Origin of the sequence: Bradyrhizobium aeschynomenes, assembly GCF_013178945.1 — a bacterium.
GTDB classification, from domain to species: Bacteria; Pseudomonadota; Alphaproteobacteria; order Rhizobiales; family Xanthobacteraceae; genus Bradyrhizobium; species Bradyrhizobium aeschynomenes.
The window spans coordinates 676,970-693,724 of the sequence record NZ_JABFDM010000002.1 but is presented as its reverse complement, the minus strand read 5'-3'; the positions used below and the strand labels follow the sequence as shown (position 1 = coordinate 693,724).

The 16,755-nt window shown below is 65.8% G+C and carries 13 protein-coding genes; 9 read left to right on the top strand and 4 right to left on the bottom strand.

What is annotated here, in order from left to right; all coding sequences use genetic code 11:
* The first annotated feature begins 123 nt into the window (after positions 1–123).
* From HL666_RS07765 to HL666_RS07735, 7 genes are all read left to right on the top strand, one after another.
* Positions 124–2,148, top strand: coding sequence for a methyl-accepting chemotaxis protein (locus tag HL666_RS07765; RefSeq protein WP_172180700.1), 2,025 nt, complete (start codon positions 124–126; stop codon positions 2,146–2,148).
* 233 nt (positions 2,149–2,381) lie between these two features.
* Entirely contained in the window at positions 2,382–4,088 is a 1,707-nt protein-coding gene (locus HL666_RS07760; protein ID WP_172112012.1) for a methyl-accepting chemotaxis protein, read from the top strand.
* Between the two features lie 281 nt (positions 4,089–4,369).
* Complete coding sequence (locus tag HL666_RS07755; RefSeq protein WP_172180974.1) at positions 4,370–5,998, top strand: methyl-accepting chemotaxis protein; 1,629 nt, start codon at positions 4,370–4,372, stop codon at positions 5,996–5,998.
* Positions 5,999–6,249: 251 nt separating this feature from the next.
* On the top strand, positions 6,250–7,941 hold the full coding sequence (locus HL666_RS07750; protein WP_172112013.1) for a methyl-accepting chemotaxis protein: 1,692 nt from the start codon (positions 6,250–6,252) through the stop codon (positions 7,939–7,941).
* 303 nt (positions 7,942–8,244) lie between these two features.
* Positions 8,245–9,207 carry an MBL fold metallo-hydrolase gene (locus HL666_RS07745; RefSeq protein ID WP_311975703.1) on the top strand — a complete coding sequence of 321 codons (963 nt, stop codon included), beginning with the start codon at positions 8,245–8,247 and terminating at the stop codon, positions 9,205–9,207.
* Between the two features lie 39 nt (positions 9,208–9,246).
* Positions 9,247–10,362: a J domain-containing protein gene (locus HL666_RS07740; protein ID WP_172180698.1), complete on the top strand. Its 1,116-nt coding sequence runs from the start codon at positions 9,247–9,249 to the stop codon at positions 10,360–10,362.
* Between the two features lie 116 nt (positions 10,363–10,478).
* The gene (locus tag HL666_RS07735) at positions 10,479–10,817 is read left to right on the top strand and encodes an antibiotic biosynthesis monooxygenase (RefSeq protein WP_172112015.1); all 339 of its coding nucleotides are present in this window, start codon (positions 10,479–10,481) and stop codon (positions 10,815–10,817) included.
* A 33-nt stretch (positions 10,818–10,850) separates the two neighbouring features.
* Here HL666_RS07735 and HL666_RS07730 read toward each other — a convergent pair whose 3' ends face one another.
* A complete protein-coding gene (locus HL666_RS07730) occupies positions 10,851–12,362 on the bottom strand; it encodes an acetyl-CoA acetyltransferase (RefSeq protein ID WP_172180696.1) in 1,512 nt (503 codons plus the stop codon).
* Positions 12,363–12,543: 181 nt separating this feature from the next.
* Here HL666_RS07730 and yghU point away from each other — a divergent pair, with 181 nt between their 5' ends.
* A complete protein-coding gene (yghU, locus tag HL666_RS07725) occupies positions 12,544–13,419 on the top strand; it encodes a glutathione-dependent disulfide-bond oxidoreductase (RefSeq protein ID WP_172180694.1) in 876 nt (291 codons plus the stop codon).
* A gap of 232 nt (positions 13,420–13,651) precedes the next feature.
* On the opposite strand, the gene HL666_RS07720 is transcribed toward yghU, so the two are convergent.
* The gene (locus HL666_RS07720) at positions 13,652–14,263 is read right to left on the bottom strand and encodes a flavin reductase family protein (RefSeq protein WP_172112018.1); all 612 of its coding nucleotides are present in this window, start codon (positions 14,261–14,263) and stop codon (positions 13,652–13,654) included.
* A gap of 185 nt (positions 14,264–14,448) precedes the next feature.
* On the opposite strand from HL666_RS07720, the gene HL666_RS07715 reads away from it, so the two are divergent.
* A complete protein-coding gene (locus HL666_RS07715) occupies positions 14,449–14,742 on the top strand; it encodes a hypothetical protein (RefSeq protein WP_172112019.1) in 294 nt (97 codons plus the stop codon).
* Positions 14,743–14,857: 115 nt separating this feature from the next.
* Here HL666_RS07715 and HL666_RS07710 read toward each other — a convergent pair whose 3' ends face one another.
* Together HL666_RS07710 and HL666_RS07705 are read right to left on the bottom strand one after the other, a co-directional pair.
* Positions 14,858–15,691, bottom strand: a complete 834-nt coding sequence (locus HL666_RS07710) for an alpha/beta fold hydrolase (RefSeq protein ID WP_172180692.1) — start codon at positions 15,689–15,691, stop codon at positions 14,858–14,860.
* Positions 15,692–15,859: 168 nt separating this feature from the next.
* On the bottom strand, positions 15,860–16,639 hold the full coding sequence (locus HL666_RS07705) for an SDR family NAD(P)-dependent oxidoreductase (protein ID WP_172112021.1): 780 nt from the start codon (positions 16,637–16,639) through the stop codon (positions 15,860–15,862).
* Between the last annotated feature and the right edge of the window lie 116 nt (positions 16,640–16,755).

Below are 16,755 nucleotides of genomic sequence, written 5' to 3'. Positions count from 1 at the left end.
CCGGTGCAGTCCGTTAAGGGTTCCCCTACGCGCGAGTTCCAATTTGCACGTCTGAATTCTTGCAAATTGGCGCGGCGTTTCCCAGCGATCGGACTTTGCAGCGCCTCACCCGGAAGCGGAGACATGAAACTCAATCGTATCGGCTACAAGCTGGGCCTCGCCGGCTTGATCGGCATGCTGCTGGCGGTCGCAGCTCTCGTCAACCAGCAGATGTCGCAGAGCGCTGTCGACGAGGCCACCAAGGCGTCCGATCGCCAAGTGGTGATCCGCGGGCTGACGCTGACTGCGGACGCCGACCTGCGCAGCCTTCAACTCGCCAATCGCGGCGTGCGGCTGGCGCGAAGCGTGGCCGAGGTCGACAAGCTTCTTGCCGACGAGCATCAGATCGAGGCACGCGTGAAGTCGAGCCTCGAGAACGCGCAGAACACGGCGGTCCGTCCCGCCAGCAAGGAGCGCTTCGGCAAGATTCTCGCGCTGACGGCCGACTACAAGAACGGCGCCGAGGAGATCGTCCGGATGCAGAAGGAACTCCTGGCGACGAACGCGCTGCGCGACACGGAGGCCGCCGACTGGACCAAGCAGTTCGATCACCTGATCAAGCTGCCGGCGCTGAAGGAGACGGCGGACGCCACCGCGCTCGAGCGCGATCTGCATGAGCTCAACGCCGCGGGCACCGGGATCCGCACCCATGCGTGGCGCTATCTGGCGACCGGAGACGTGAGATCGAAGGAAACCATGATTGCCCGGGCCAAGGAGCTTGACCAGAGCTTCGTCCAGATCATGGCGCGGGTGCCGCAGGCGGCGAAGACTGATATCGAGAAGCTGCGTGGAGACCTCAAGACCTATATCGCGTCCTCGACCAAGGCGGCCTCCCTCGAGGAGGCCAAGACGAAGCTGCTCACCGAACGCATGCTTCCCGCAGCTGATCAGGCCAGCAAGCTAATGGCCGAAGCTGTCCAGGCAGCTGACAAGCTTTCGAAGGAAGCCAAGGACAACGCTGAGGCCGCGACGGCGAGTGCGACGAAGGTCAACTTCGCGCTCTCGGTCGTGCTCGTCCTCGTGCTGGCCGGCTCCGTGGCGTTCGGCTTCATGGGCATCTCCCGCCCGATCGTTGCGCTGAACGGTGCGCTGGGCCGCATGGCCTCCGGCGATCTCGATATCAAGGTGCCCGGCGCAAGCCGCGGCGACGAGGTCGGCGACATGGCCAAGAACGTCGTGATCATTCGCGAGAACGCCGAGGCGAAGGCGCGCGCCGAGGCCGAGCAGAAGGCGCAGGCGGATGCGATCGCCGCCGAGCAGCGCAGGCGCGACATGCGCGAGCTCGCCGACTCGTTCGAGCGCTCGGTCGGACAGATCATCGAGACCGTCTCGTCGGCCTCGACCGAATTGGAAGCCTCGGCGGGCTCGCTGACCTCGACCGCCGAACGCTCGCAGCAGATGGCCGTGACCGTTGCCGCGGCCTCCGAGCAGGCGACGACCAACGTCCAGTCGGTCGCCTCCGCCACCGAGGAGCTGTCGTCGTCGGTGACCGAAATCAGCCGCCAGGTGCAGGAGTCGGCACGCATGGCGAGCGGTGCCGTCGATCAGGCGCGCATCACCAATGACAAGGTCAGCGAGCTGTCGAAGGCCGCTGCCCGCATCGGCGACGTCGTCGAGCTGATCAACACCATTGCCGGCCAGACCAACCTGCTGGCGCTCAACGCCACCATCGAGGCGGCGCGCGCCGGCGAAGCCGGCAAGGGCTTTGCCGTCGTCGCCACCGAGGTCAAGGCGCTGGCCGAGCAGACTTCCAAGGCGACCGGCGAGATCGGCCAGCAGATCGCGGGCATCCAGGCGGCAACCCAGGAGTCGGTCAGCGCCATCAAGGCGATCTCCGGCACGATCGAGCGGCTCTCGGAGATCTCGTCGACGATCGCCGCCGCCGTGGAGGAGCAGGGCGCTGCCACCCAGGAGATCTCGCGCAACGTCCAGCAGGCCGCGCAGGGCACGCAGCAGGTCTCGTCCAACATCACCGAGGTTCAGCGCGGCGCCAGCGAGACCGGCTCGGCGTCCTCGCAGCTGCTGTCGGCCGCTCAGACCCTGTCGACGGACAGCAACCGCCTCAAGCTGGAGGTCAGCCGCTTCCTGCAGACGGTGCGCGCGGCGTAGCACCGTTCACATCGTGGTCTCAGAACGCGCGGTCCGGCGGGCCGCGCGTTCATTTCATCCGCGATTGCCCGGCCGGAAACCTACGGCACGTAAAATTAAGGATTCATTCGAACGAAGCGCGTGAGGCTGATTCGATCCACCATCAATGCTGATGCGGGAGACTTGCCTGTTGCTTCCTCTGAATCGCAACAGCCTCGTCTACCCGTCATTTCGGCTGTCGTTCGAGGTTATAGATGTCGTTTCTCTCGCGTTTTCGCGTACTCACCAAGATCCTCGCGATCGTCCTGCTGATGGCCGCCGTAGCCGCCACCATCGGCTGGATCGCCATCGGAGCGCTGCATCTGGTCGCCGAGGATGCAAGCAAGATGGCCGTCGCGGCCGATCGGGCGCTGAATGCCGCGCGTGCGAACCAGAACGTGATCGCGCTGAACCGTGCTGAATTCCGTGCCGCGCTCGATCCTCATGCGGAGAACCGCGAGGCCGCACTGAAGGTCGTCGAGGAGCAGCGCAAGCTGTTCGCCGAACATCTTGCCGAAGTCTCGAAGACCAATGACGAGCAGGCGCGTGCGATGCTGCCCGACGTACGGGCCGCCTATGCGGAATACGAAAAGGACATCGACGACACGTTCCGGATCATCGGCGCCGCCAAGGAGATCCAGCTCAGCGAGCAGACCGAGCGCATGCGCGATGCCGCGATGAAGAGCCGCGGCGCTGCCGAGAAGCTCCAGGCCAAGGTCAAGCAGGTCGCCGACCGGCTCAACGCTCGCGTCGAGCACCTCGCCGTCGAGGCCGAGCAGCAATATGAGCAGACCTCGCGCATGCTGGTGATCGTCGCTGCATTCGGCATCGTGCTCGGTCTGTCGCTTGGTTTCGTCATCGGCCAGTACGGCATTGCCAAGCCGATGCGCGCGCTGGTCGCCGCATTGCAGCGGATGGCGAAGGGCGAGGATGTCGCGATCTCCGGTGAAGGACGCGGCGATGAGATCGGTGAAACGGCGCAGGCCGTCAATGGCATCAAGGTGATGCTGGCCGAGAAGGCGCAGCAGGAGGCCGAGGCCAAGATCGCGATGGACAAGCTGGTGGCCGAGAAGCGTCGCGCCGAGATGCACAGGATGGCCGACGGTTTCGAGTCCGCCGTGGGCGAGATCGTCCACACCGTATCGTCGGCGTCGACCGAGCTGGAAGCGTCGGCGACGACGCTCACCTCGACCGCGAGCCGCTCGCAGACGCTCGCCACCACCGTGGCCGCCGCCTCCGAGGAGGCCTCGACCAACGTGCAGTCGGTCGCCTCGGCCACCGAGGAGATGGCCTCCTCAGTCACCGAGATCAGCCGCCAGGTCCAGGAGTCCGCGCGCATGGCGAGCGAGGCGGTCGATCAGGCGCGACGGACCAACGAGCGCGTCGGTGAGCTGTCGAAGGCGGCGACGCGCATCGGCGACGTCGTCGAGCTCATCAACACCATCGCCGGCCAGACCAACCTGCTGGCGCTCAACGCCACGATCGAGGCCGCGCGGGCCGGCGAGGCCGGCCGCGGCTTCGCCGTGGTCGCTTCCGAGGTGAAGGCACTGGCGGAGCAGACCGCCAAGGCCACCGGCGAGATCGGCCAGCAGATCGGCAGCATCCAGTCGGCGACACAGGAATCGGTCGGCGCCATCCGCGAGATTTCCGGCACCATCGAGAAGCTGTCGGAGATCTCGTCGGCCATCGCCGCCGCCGTCGAGGAGCAGGGCGCGGCGACGCAGGAGATCTCGCGCAATATCCAGCAGGCGTCGATCGGCACCCAGCAGGTGTCGTCCAATATCGCCGAGGTCCAGCGCGGCGCCAGCGAGACCGGCTCGGCGTCGTCCCAGGTGCTCTCGGCGGCGCAGATGCTGTCGGGCGACAGCAACCGGCTCAAGCTCGAGGTCGTTCGATTCCTCGATACGGTGCGCGCGGCCTGATTGCGGCGCGCAAGCTCTCGACGAGATCAGGGCGTGGCCGGAAAGACGCGCCCTTTTTATGCGCCGATGGTTTCCCGAGGAGCGGTCGCGCCGATACCCGTGGATCTACTGCCACAATTGTTAACGCCTGCTTTAATTGTCATGGGGAATTGTCGTCACGCCATGTCAAGTCGCCTTCTGCCTGCTGCGGGGGGACCCCAACTCCTTAGAGGATTCGCATGCTCTCGCTTCTGCTGAACATGAAGACGTCGCGCAAGCTTGCCGCCGCCTTCCTGATGACGATGGTCGTGTCCGTGATCGCCAGCATGATCACATGGCAGAACCTGTCCACGCTGGCCCAGAACAATCAATGGACGGTTCATACCTATCAGGTGATCGATCAGACGAAGGCGCTCGTCTCCGCGATGGTCGATGCCGAGACCGGCGTGCGCGGCTTCCTGGTCGGCGGAACCGACAACTTCCTCGAGCCCTACAAGAATTCGGATGCGGCCTTCAAGAAGGCGCTGGCTGAAGTGAAGCGCTTGACGTCCGACAATCCGGCTCAGCAGCGCCGCTTCGAGCAGATCGAGAAGGCGGCGGCCGCCTGGCGCCAGGACGTGGCTGAAAAAGAGATCGCGCTGATGCGCAATCCGCAGATGGTGGCCGAGGCACGTAACCTCGAGGCCTCCGGCGCCGGCAAGAAGTACATGGACGGTCTGCGCGGGCTGGTGAAGGAGGTCATCGACGCCGAAGCGTCCCTGCTGCAGGCGCGCGCTGATGCCGCCGACGCGGCCCTGGCCTCGTCGCGGACGGCGATCGTCACCGGCGGCATCGTCATGGCCGCGATCGCGGTGATCGCGCTATTCGTCCTCAACGGCACGGTCACGCGCGGTATCACCAGCATGACCGCCGCGATGGGACGTCTCGCCGCCAACGATCTCAGCGTCATGATTCCCTATTCCGATCGCCGCGACGAAGTCGGCGACATGGCGAAAGCCGTGCAGATCTTCAAGGACAACGCGATCCGGGTCCAGGCGCTCGAAGCCGAGCAGAAGGAGACGGAGCGACGTCAGGCCGAGAATCGCCGCCGCGACATGATGGATCTTGCCGGGCGCTTCGAGCAGACCGTCGGCGACATCGTCAATGCCGTCTCCAGCGCATCGGGACGGCTGGAGACCTCGGCCAATATGCTGAGCCGCTCCGCCGATCGCGCGCAGGAGCTGACCACGACCGTGAGCTCGGCCTCGGAGCTCGCCTCGAGCAACGTGCAGTCGGTCGCCTCCGCGACCGAGGAACTGTCGTCGTCGGTGACCGAGATCAGCCGTCAGGTGCAGGAATCGGCGCGCATGGCGGGCGAAGCCGTCAGCCAGGCACGCCGGACCAATGAGCAGGTGAGCGAACTGTCCAAGGCCGCCGCGCGGATCGGCGACGTGGTCGAGCTCATCAACACCATCGCGGGCCAGACCAATCTGCTGGCGCTCAACGCCACCATCGAGGCGGCGCGCGCCGGTGAGGCTGGCCGTGGCTTTGCGGTGGTCGCCACCGAGGTCAAGGCGCTGGCCGAGCAGACCTCGAAGGCGACCGGCGAGATCGGTCAGCAGATCTCCGGCATCCAGAGTGCGACCCAGGAATCGGTCGGCGCCATCAAGGAGATTTCGGGCACCATCGAGCGGCTGTCGGAGATCGCTTCGACGATTGCCGCTGCCGTCGAGCAGCAGGGCGCGGCCACGCAGGAGATCTCGCGCAACGTCCAGCACGCCTCGCAGGGCACCAAGGACGTGTCCACCAACATCATCGAGGTTCAGCGCGGCGCCAACGAGACCGGCTCGGCCTCGTCGGAGGTTCTGTCCGCCGCACAGGCGCTGTCGTCTGACAGCAATCGCCTGAAGGCCGAAGTCTCGCGCTTCCTGCAAACGGTTCGCGCGGCCTGATTCACGGTAGCAGCCCATTCGGCTCACGGCGGCAACATGGTTGCCGCCGTTTTCGTTTGCTGGCCCCTCGTGGCGACTGGGCGCTTACTCAACCTGGGAGCACATACCCGAAGAACCGTAGTTTCGCGGTTGTATCATTTTATCTTGGGTTAATCAGCGGCTGCGACAATCTGTAGATCGATTGCTGAACAATTAATCATGCCAGTGCGGGCATGACCTCCTGGCCATCATTACAAATTGGAAGCCGCGCCATGCGTAAGAACCTGCCCGTTACCAATGTCGAATATCCGATCACGGATGACACCCTGATCGTGTCGAAGACCGACGCGAAGGGGAAGCTGACATTCTTCAACCAGGACTTTGTCGACGCCGCCGGCTTCACCGAGGCCGAGCTGATGGGACAGCCGCACAACATCGTCCGTCATCCCGACATGCCGCCCGAGGCGTTCGACAATCTCTGGACCACGCTGAAGGCGGGGCGGCCCTGGGTCGGCGCGGTCAAGAACCGCCGCAAGAACGGGGACTATTACTGGGTGCTGGCGACGGCGTCGCCGATCCGCAAGGACGGCCAGGTCGTCGGCTACACGTCGGTGCGCACCAAGCTGCCGTCCGATCAGCGCGCCGAGGCCGAGCAGGTCTACGCGGCGATCCGCGATAAGAAGCCGCATGGCTACAAGATCGATGACGGCATCGTCCGCCGCCGCTCGGTGTTCGATCATCTCGCAATGTTCACCGGGACGATTGCGTCCCGGCTGCGGACGCTGCTGGGTCTGCAGACCCTGTTCCTGATCGTGCTCGGCGTGATGTCGTTCGGCGGCGGCGGGCTCGCCGGCATGACCGGCGCGGGCATCGCGGCCGCCGGCGTGCTGCTCTGCGGCCTGGTCGGTTTGCGAACGATGCATGTCATCGTGGGTCCGCTCGATCATGTCAACGAGACCATGGAGAGCATCACGCAGGGCAAGCTCGACACCCGGATGCGTATCGAGCGCGACGACGAGATCGGCCGCGCCTTGCGCAATCTGCAGACCGTGCAGACGATGGTGCGCTTCAATGCGCGCGAGCTCATGGAGCAGGAGAAGCGCGCCGCCATCTCGCGCAAGCAGGAGATGTCGCGGCTCGCTGACAGCTTCGAAAGCGCGGTCGGCAACATCGTCGAGACCGTCTCCTCGGCATCGAGCGAACTGGAGAGCTCGGCCAACTCGTTGTCGGGCACCGCGACGCGCGGGCAGGAGCTTTCGACCACGGTGGCCGCGGCCTCGGAGGAAGCCTCCGCGAACGTTCAGGCCGTCGCCTCGGCGACCGAGGAGCTGACTTCGTCGGTCAGGGAGATCAGCCGCCAGGTGCAGGAATCGGCGCGCATCGCCTCCGATGCGGTCGAGCAGGCACGCCGCACCAACGATCGTGTCGGCGAACTGTCCAAGGCCGCCACCCGCATCGGCGACGTGGTCGAGCTGATTAACACCATCGCCGGCCAGACTAACCTGCTGGCGCTCAACGCCACCATCGAAGCGGCGCGCGCCGGTGAAGCCGGCCGCGGCTTCGCGGTCGTCGCCTCCGAGGTGAAGGCGCTGGCCGAGCAGACCGCCAAGGCGACTGGTGAGATTGGCCAGCAGATCGGCAGTATCCAGAGCGCGACCCAGGAGTCGGTGACGGCGATCAGGGAGATCTCGGTCACGATCGAACGGCTGTCGGAAATTTCGGCCACCGTCGCCGCCGCCGTGGAGGAGCAGGGTGCGGCGACCTCCGAGATCTCGCGCAACATTCAGCACGCTGCGACCGGCACCCAGCAGGTCTCGTCGAACATCACCGACGTCCAGCGCGGCGCCAGCGAGACCGGCGATACATCCGGGCAGGTTCTCACCGCCGCCCGCCAGCTGTCGGGCGACAGCCAGAAGCTGAAGCAGGAGGTGAGCCGTTTCCTGCAATCGGTGCGCGCCGCCTGATCGGGCGCGCTCGCTCAGCTAATGACAGCGGCCGGCAACGGCCGCTGTTTACGTTCGATGCTCGAACGAGGCGTTGACCTCGGCGCTGCTACGGATCTGCAAATCAGTCGCAACGTCTGACACGGTCTGTTTGCACTGCACCGTTGCAAACACCTCACACAGAACCGACCGGCCACAAACGCCGTCATCGCGCCATAATCCCGCTAAGGTGCAAAGGTTCCTTGCATCCGAGGTTTGTTCAACCAGCGGTGCAAATACGTGGCGGGCAATGTGATCGCGTGCGAACCCTCGCGCAGGACTTTGGTGCTGTCGGCTGCGATCGCCGCCGCGGCCTTCGGTCTCGATGCGCCGCTCGCCGTCGCCGCGAAGCCACGACGCCGCACCCAGGATCCGGAGCGTGGCTTTCGCCGGATCGCCATCGGCGATGCCGAGGTGATCGCACTCTATGACGGCATCTGGGAGAAGCCGCACGAGGCGGGCTTCCTCAGCAATGCCGGCGTCAATGACGTCAAGGCGGCGCTGCGCGCGGCCGGCCTCAGCCCCGCCTTCGTCCCCGTTCCGATCTGCACCTATGTGGTGCGGCTGAAGGGCAAGACCGTGCTGTGTGACGCCGGCGGCGGCGGGCAGGTACAGGGCTACAATTCGGACTCGATCTTCGTGTCGGGCCGCATGCTGGACAATCTGAAAGCGGCCGGCCTTCGTCCCCAGGACATCGACACCATCCTGATTTCGCATTTCCATCCCGATCATATTTTCGGACTGCTCGGCGAGGACAGCAATGCGCCCGTATTTCCCAATGCGGAGATCATCGTGGCTGCGGCCGAGTACAAGTTCTGGACCGATCCGTCGCTGACCAGTCGCCTGCCGCCGTGGCGCCAGGCGCTCGCCCGGCGCATCCAGAGCGTCATCCCCGGCTGGAAGAACGTGCTGCCGGTCGAGGGGCAGGACGAGGTGGTGCCCGGCATTCATTTCGTCAGCGTCCCCGGCCACACGCCGGGACATACCGCCTTTCATCTCAGCTCCGGCCAGGAGCAACTGATGATCTCGGGCGACACGGCCTATGTGCCGGCGCTCAGCCTGCGCCATCCCGGATGGCACGGGGCCTATGACCAGGACGGTCCGGCTGCCGAGGTCAGCCGGCGCAGATTGCTCGACAGGGTGGTCGCAGACAGCATGCTGATCTGCGGCTCGCATTTTCCATGGCCCGGATTTGGCCGGCTCGTTCGCGATGGCGCCCATTATGCGCTCGACATGCTGTCCGCATGATTCCGAACGGAGTGCGGGAGGGGGCCGCGAGGCTGAATTATGAAAACGCATTACGAGGTGCTCGGGGTTTCGCCGCGCGCCGATCTCGGTACGATCAAGCGCGCGTTCCGACAGGCCGCGAAGGCCCATCATCCCGATCTCAGAGGAGGTGGCGATGCGGCGTCGGAGCACCAGCTCAAGATCATCATCCTTGCCTACAAGATCCTGAGCGACCCGGGTCTGCGCGCCGATTATGACGATGACCTTGCCTCAGAGCGCGCGCGCATCCGCCGCGAGCGCTGGGACGCGGTCCTGCAGTTCATTGCCGCGACCACGGTGCTCAGCGCGATCCTGATCGGGATCGAGATCCTGCTGTTTCCATCGCTCGCCGATTGGACGAGTCGACCGGAGGCCACGCGCTCCGTCGCACTGCAGCCGCCCCCTCAATCCCGATCGGAGCCGCTTCTCGATGCGGCGTCCGCGGCGCAGGACGCAACCGGCGCGGTGCTGCCGGCATCGCCGCCGGTGGCCGCGAGCAGCCCGGCGCCGGCGCCGGCGCCGGCAACGGAGGCCACCTCAGAAGAGCGGGTCTTGCCGGCGTCTCCGACCACTGCCGCAGGCTTCGTCAGGCGCGGGCTGGAGCGCAGCCAGCAAGGTGATCTCGACGGCGCCATTGCCGATTTGGACGAGGCAATCCGGCTCGCACCGCGAAATGCCGACCTCTACCGCTATCGCGCCAGGGACCTTGGCCGCAGGGGGCGGTGGGACCGCGCCGTGGCCGACTATGAGCGGGCGATCCGGCTCGATCCGAACAATCCGGCGCTGCTTCACGATCGCGCGCTGGCGCTGCAGCGGACGGGCGAGCTCGATGAGGCGCTGGTGGATCTCGATCGGGCCGTGCGCATGAGCTTCAGCGACGCCGAGTTGTATAGCGACCGCGGCGCGGTCTGGCTCGCCAAGGGGCGCTACGATCGTGCGCTCGCCGATTTCAACCAGGCCCTGAAGCTGAACCCGGAGCTTGCGACCGCCGTGGCTCGCCGCAACGATGCGCTCGCGCGTCGGCGCGACCAGCAACTCGCCGGCGACAGCGATCCGCGGCAGCCCGGCCCCGAGACGACCGGCGCGTTGCCCGCCGACGCGGCGCCGAGATCCGCTCCGGCTGCCGCGCGGCGCTGAGCCGGCGCGCTGCTGACCAGGCCGAGGCATCCAATCCGCGCCGAGCATCGTTTGGTCCATGACACGCCGCCCGGACAGATCGAGCTGCGCGGCGGCTCGCGATCCAGGAGCGCGCGATGGGCGTCTATGTCTCCGTCACCGGCTTCCGTCCACACCGCGGGCTGCTGCGCCTGGCGCGGTTCTGGTGGCACACGCTGCGTGCCGTGCGGCAGGCGCGCAGCGCGCCCGGCAATCTGGGTGTCGTGCTGCGCCCGGTCGATGGCGTCTATCACACGCTGACGGTCTGGACCGACGAGGCCAGCATGCGCGCCTATGTGAGAAGCGGCGCGCATCGTCGCGCCATGCTCGGCTTCCGCGATCTCGGCGGCGGCAGGACGCTCGGTTTTGCAGCTGATACCGAACCCGATTGGGACACGGCTTACGCTCGCTGGCAGCGCGAGGCGCGGGAGGTGTGAACTGCAATCTGACGGCGGATGACGGAGGCGGTGCTAATTCGCGCGCCACTGCGGGACGCCATCGGCAGCCATGGTGATGGTGCCGACCGTGCCGACGGGCGTTCTGTCCAGATCCATCAGCCGCACGAGCGTCGCCTCGTCCTGTGCCGATACGCGCGCGAGCGTGCGCTTGTCCTGCTCCGTGCGTAACATCACCACGCCATGCTCGACCTCGCCGTTGCGACCATGAAGCGCGGTGAAGCTCTCGACCTTGGCGTTGCCGCCAGCCTCGCTGACGAACTCCGGCGCGGCGCTGCGGTGACGATCGGCCTCCGCCTGCACGCTCACCTCCTGCGACAGCGACGAGGGCGGCTCGCGCGAGATCACCAGTGCATGATGCTTGGTGACGAAGCCGCCCTGGCCGTACAGCAGGCCGCGCCTGGCGCCGCCGCGGAGCCGCCGCACCATCGCGCAGGCGGCGTGGGTCATGTAGGTGTTGAGCGGCGCGCCGAAGAAGGTCAGGCCGCCGGTGACGGTCGGCTCGACGTCGGCGCCGAGTCCGAGGGTTCGCCGCGCCATCTTCGGCACGCAGGGAAAGCAGCTGTAGAGCTCGATGACGTCGAACGCCGCGCCTGTGCCGCCGACCAGGTTCATCGCCGCCTGCAGCACCGCGTTCTGCGGATGGCTCTCGGCGAACTGATCACGAGTGAGATAGTCCCGCGGATCCTCGGCCGACGCGCCGCCGAGCGGATAGATCATCCGGTTGTCGGCAATGCCGGCGGCGCGGGCCTTCGCAAGGCTGGTGAGGATCAGCGCCGCGCCCATGTTGACCATGGGATTGGCCACCATCAGCTTGGTGTAGGGCCAGGCGATCGGGCGGTTGTCCACCGACGCCGTCGTGATCTCCTCGGGCGCAAAGTGCCGCTTCAGCCAGGCATTCGGATTGTAGGCCGCGACCGCCGAGAAGCGCGACCACAGCTCGCCGGATTCGGCGAGCGCCTGCCGCGGCGTCTGGCCCCATCTGGCGGCGCTCGCGACCTCGTAGAACGGATAGACCGAGACCGGGCGAAACACGCCGAGCTTCACCGCGAGCGGCTTCTGGAACGCGGCGCCGCGCTTCGGCTCCTCGACGTCATGGGCGAATGGAGTCCATGGCAGCTGTACGCCCGCGCGCTCGGCCTTGGTTGCGGTGGACTGCGCCTCCGCGCCGCAGACCACGGCAACCTGGCATTCGCCGCGCGCGATGCGCAGGGCTGCCTCGTGCAGGAACCGGATCGGGCTCTCGCCGCCGACCGGCCCGTAGTGACAATGCGACGGGCTGATGCCGAGCCGCTGCGCGAGCAGCCGCTCCGGATCGCGATAGCGCCAGCTCAGGAAGTTGACGACGTCGAGCGAGCCGGCGTCGTGAATCAGCCTGGCGCCGGCGTCGTTTTCCGCGCGGCGGATCGCCTGTTCGAGCAGCGCCAGCGGCTCGAGGCCGTCGCGGATCTCCTTCGGGCGATCGACGATCTCGCCCACGCCGACGATGACGGGAATGCGGTCCGGGGGCAGGGCACTTGCAGTCATCGGCGTTTCCAGAGGCCGGCCCGCCACGGACCGTCATTGTTGTCTTGTCTCCGTTCTGTCATCGCAGGTTCGACCGCGCAATGCAGAAAATGCGGATGGCGCCCGCGCGCGGCATGGCTTCCGCTTCACGGCATATGCGCCTAGAACCTTCATTCCCTTGCCGCTCATGCCGGAGTTTCTCGTGTCCGAACAGAACAGCTACGTCCCGCCCAAGGTCTGGACCTGGAACAAGGCCAGCGGCGGTCGCTTCGCCAATATCAACCGGCCGATCGCAGGTCCCACGCATGACAAGGAATTGCCTGTCGGCCGTCATCCCTTGCAGCTCTATTCGCTGGGAACGCCCAACGGCGTGAAGGTTACCGTGATGCTGGAGGAGCTGCTGGCGCTCGGTCACGCCGGCGCCGAGTACGACGCATGGCTGATCCGCATCGGCGAGGGCGACCAGTTCGGCTCCGGATTCGTGGCGATCAATCCGAACTCGAAGATCCCGGCGCTCTTGGACCGCAGCGGACCGGAGCCGATCCGCGTGTTCGAGTCCGGCGCGATCCTGGTCTATCTCGCCGAGAAGTTTGGCGCCTTGCTGCCGACCGAGCCGGCCAAGCGCGCCGAATGCCTGTCCTGGCTGTTCTGGCAGATGGGCGCTGCGCCCTATCTCGGCGGCGGCTTCGGCCACTTCTATGCCTATGCGCCGACCAAGATCGAATACGCCATCGACCGTTTCGCGATGGAGGTGAAGCGCCAGCTCGACGTGCTCGATCGCCGTCTTGCCGACAGCGAGTATCTCGCCGGCCCCGACTACACCATCGCCGACATCGCGGTGTGGCCGTGGTACGGCGCGCTTGCCAAGGGTCTGCTGTACGAAGGCGGCGAGTTCCTCTCGGTGCAGGACTACAAGAACGTGCAGCGCTGGACCGACCAGATCGCGCAACGTGTCCCCGTGAAGCGCGGCCGCATGGTCAACCGCGTCTCCGGCGATCCCAAGAGCCAGCTCCACGAGCGCCACGACGCCGGCGATTTCGACACCAAGACGCAGGATAAGGCCGGCCAGAGCACGTAGTTGTTGTCATAGCCTGGCAGCCCGGATGAGCGCAGCGACATCCGGGTTCACCGACGCAGCACGAGATACCCCGGATATCGCTACGCTCATCCGCGCTACAGCTGGTGAGCAAATCGCGCCCCACAGCCGTCTCGGCGAACACAGTCTTTCGCGCTCCGCTCTGGATTGTGTCCGCCTTCGCTCATCGAGCTTCGGCGGACAAGTCGCTTCGCTCGCAATGACGAAAAGGTCCTCAGCCGAGTCCCTTTGCCGGCGGGAAATCCATCCGGTCATTGGTACGGCAGTAGCGGTCGGCGAACATGCGGCCGACCGGGTGGAACAGCTCCATCTCCACCCGCATCTTCTCGGTGTCCCAGAGCTCGTCGCGGATGTGAAATGCGAGGCCTTCGCCCAACACCAGCACGCGGTCGCCGTTGACGTCGATCAGCTGCCAGATCTTGCACTCCATGGCGAACGGCGCCTCGGACAGCCGCGGCACGCCGATCGTCCGCGATGGCGTCAGCTTCAGGCCGAGATGATCCGGCTCGCTGACGTCAGGCGGAAAGTCGCCGCCGGTCTCGTGCATCGCCTGGGCCAGCGGCTCGTCGGTGATGTGCACCACGAATTCGCCGCTGCGGCGGATGTTGACCAGCGTGTCCTTGACCCGGCCGTCCGGCCGCAGATTGATTGCGAACACGCAGAGCGGCGGGTCCTCGCCGAGCACGTTGAAGAACGAGAATGGCGCGGCATTGACGACCCCATTCTCGCCTCTCGTGGTCACCCAGGCGATCGGCCGCGGCAGCACGAAGGAGGTCAGGATCTTGTAGCGCTCGCGCGGGCTGAGATCGGTCGAGAGGTATTCCATTGTCGCGGCCTTTGTTGCGGTTGGGCACGGCAGCGTAGTTGGACGTGATGCAACGCGAAAGCCGATAAAGCGGGCAGCGCTGCGTGCTGCTGCGGCGGCGCACTCCGCGAAATTCGGTGTTTCCTGGAACGGCTCCGACGACGCCACGTTCGAACAGCACAACAGCGACAAAAGGAGGTCACGCCATGAAACCCATCGTCAGTCTGATCGCATGTGCGTTCATCGTTTCGGCCACGTCAGCCCTGGCCCAGGGCACGCAGCAGCAGACCACGTCCCCGCCGAGCGCGCAGAATTCCGGAGCCGGCATCCAGGGGGCGCCCGGCAACAAGAACGGACCGTCGGCGACCGACACCGGCACGGTCGGCTCGTCCTCGACCATCAACCGGCAGAATCCGGACGTCAGCGCGCAGGATCCGTCGAACATCAAGGGCATGCCGGGCAACAAGAATGGCCCGCCTGCCAAGAAGCCGCAGGACTGATCGTGAATGGACGGGGACGGCCGCGCGCTTGCGCAGCCGCCCCCCCTTCTTGTGCCGTGGCTATTCGACGATCTCCGCGGGCCAATCGTCGTAAGCAAGGTTCAGCTCGATCGTGTCACGGCAGCGCGGCCGCTCCGTTGGTGACGATCAGATTGTCCGTGTCCGCCGGCGCCAGCTGACTGGTCGATTCGCCGCCGAGATATTTGTCGAGCGTCGCCTGGATCCGCTCCCGCGCCGTATAGGGGCCGCGGTCGCTCATCCAGGTATGCTGGAACTCGGTCTTGATGATGTCGATGCGGCTCTTGTCGTCGACATGCGCGGGCAGCACGCCCGGGTCGGTCTTGAACTCGGGATCGTCGGAACGGAACGACAGGATCTTCAGCTTGTCTCTGATGACAAAGGGAACGCGCAGATTGTCGAGGGTCACCACCTGCGTGACCAGGTTCGGATGCTGCTGGGCGAAATACATCGCAGTGTCGCCACCGTTGGAATGACCGACCAGCGTCAGATGATCATAGTCGGCATTCGGGTGACGCTTCTTCATCTCGTCAAGCACGCAAAGGATGTTGGCTTCGCCCTTCTTGTAGACGTCGAGGCGGCCGACATAGGGCATCCCGACCTTGGTGACGAGCGGCGGGTCGGTCGGCAGGTCCTGCTGCACGCTGGCGACGAGATAGCCGCGAGCCGCAAAGACGTTGGCGAGGAACGAGTACTCGGTGTTCTTCACCGTGTTGCCGTTGCTGATGATGGCGACCGGCAGGCGCCACAGCCCGGCATTGGCCTTCATTTCATAGTCCTTGCGCACGGCGACGTCGACATTGATGGGTCGCTGCCGCGCTGCGTCGAAGAACTCGCGGCTCTCGTGCTGAATGCCCCATTTGGCCATCGCAAAGTAGCCGGCAACAGCCAGAGCCGACACACAGGCCAAAACCGTCACACCGCGCTTCATGGCGTCCTTCCCTTGGAAGTCTCCCCGTCATGTGATGAGGGATAACGCCATAGTCACGGGGGCGTGGCAGCCGAGGCCGGATTAAATTTCGGAAATCTTGCAGCGCGGAACGGGAACAAAGTTGCAGGCAGCGAACCGGCGTACCGGTTCACCGCTCGCCTGAAGAGGTCAGAACGCCGTGTAGCCGCCGTCGATCACGAAGCAGTCGGCGGTGTGATAGGACGACGCCTTGCTCATCAGGTACACGGCAATGCCGCCGAAGTCGGACGGTTCGCCAAACCGGCGCACAGGAATGCGCGGCATGACGTTGGCGACGAACTTCTCGTTGCCCATGATGCCCGCCGTCATGTCGCTCTTGATCCAGCCCGGCAGGATTGCATTGGCGGTGACGCCGTAGCGGGCAAGCTCGACCGCGAGCGCGCGGCACAGCGCATTGAGGGCGGCCTTCGTCCCGGCATAGTGCTCGTTGCGCGCCGTGCCGAACAGCGAGGCGAGGCTCGAGGTTGCAACCAGCCGGCCGAATGCATCGCCGGCCTCCGCCCGCGCCGTCATGTGCCGCGCGGCGGCCTGGAAGGCGTGGAAGACGCCATCGAGATTGGTCGCGAACATCGTGCGCCATTCCTCCTCGGTGCGCTCGATGAAGGGCTTGCGGCCGCCACCGCCGATGCCCGCATTGGCGAAGCAGCCGTCGACGCGGCCGAACGTATCGAGCGTCGCCTGCATCGCCTCGGCGACGGAAGCGGGGCTGGTCACGTCGCAGATCTGGGTGTCGACCTTGCCGGGACCTGCGGCCATCGACGCCGCGGCGGCCTTGTTCTTCTCGGCGTTGCGGCCCCAGATCGAGACGTTGCAGCCACTGGACGCAAGTGCCTGGGCGATGCCGAGGCCTATGCCTCCATTGCCGCCGGTGACGACGGCGACACGGCCGGTGAGATCGAACATGGTCATGAGCGTTTCCGTGATGATGTGAGGACGCTGTACGTCGCTTCGATTGTTCGGATGTCGCAACCATGGACAAGCGAGGCGCAAAAATCAAATATGCTGCACGAACCGGGCGACGCTTC

What these genes read in the sequence shown, in the direction of transcription:
- HL666_RS07735 (WP_172112015.1), top strand. Translation starts at nt 10,479, where the DNA reads ATGGGCGTCTATGTCTCCGTCACCGGCTTCCGTCCACACCGCGGGCTG.
- HL666_RS07740 (WP_172180698.1), top strand. Translation starts at nt 9,247, where the DNA reads ATGAAAACGCATTACGAGGTGCTCGGGGTTTCGCCGCGCGCCGATCTC.
- HL666_RS07720 (WP_172112018.1), bottom strand. Translation starts at nt 14,263, where the DNA reads ATGGAATACCTCTCGACCGATCTCAGCCCGCGCGAGCGCTACAAGATC.
- HL666_RS07710 (WP_172180692.1), bottom strand. Translation starts at nt 15,691, where the DNA reads ATGAAGCGCGGTGTGACGGTTTTGGCCTGTGTGTCGGCTCTGGCTGTT.
- HL666_RS07755 (WP_172180974.1), top strand. Translation starts at nt 4,370, where the DNA reads ATGGTCGTGTCCGTGATCGCCAGCATGATCACATGGCAGAACCTGTCC.
- HL666_RS07760 (WP_172112012.1), top strand. Translation starts at nt 2,382, where the DNA reads ATGTCGTTTCTCTCGCGTTTTCGCGTACTCACCAAGATCCTCGCGATC.
- HL666_RS07730 (WP_172180696.1), bottom strand. Translation starts at nt 12,362, where the DNA reads ATGACTGCAAGTGCCCTGCCCCCGGACCGCATTCCCGTCATCGTCGGC.
- HL666_RS07715 (WP_172112019.1), top strand. Translation starts at nt 14,449, where the DNA reads ATGAAACCCATCGTCAGTCTGATCGCATGTGCGTTCATCGTTTCGGCC.
- HL666_RS07765 (WP_172180700.1), top strand. Translation starts at nt 124, where the DNA reads ATGAAACTCAATCGTATCGGCTACAAGCTGGGCCTCGCCGGCTTGATC.
- HL666_RS07750 (WP_172112013.1), top strand. Translation starts at nt 6,250, where the DNA reads ATGCGTAAGAACCTGCCCGTTACCAATGTCGAATATCCGATCACGGAT.
- HL666_RS07705 (WP_172112021.1), bottom strand. Translation starts at nt 16,639, where the DNA reads ATGACCATGTTCGATCTCACCGGCCGTGTCGCCGTCGTCACCGGCGGC.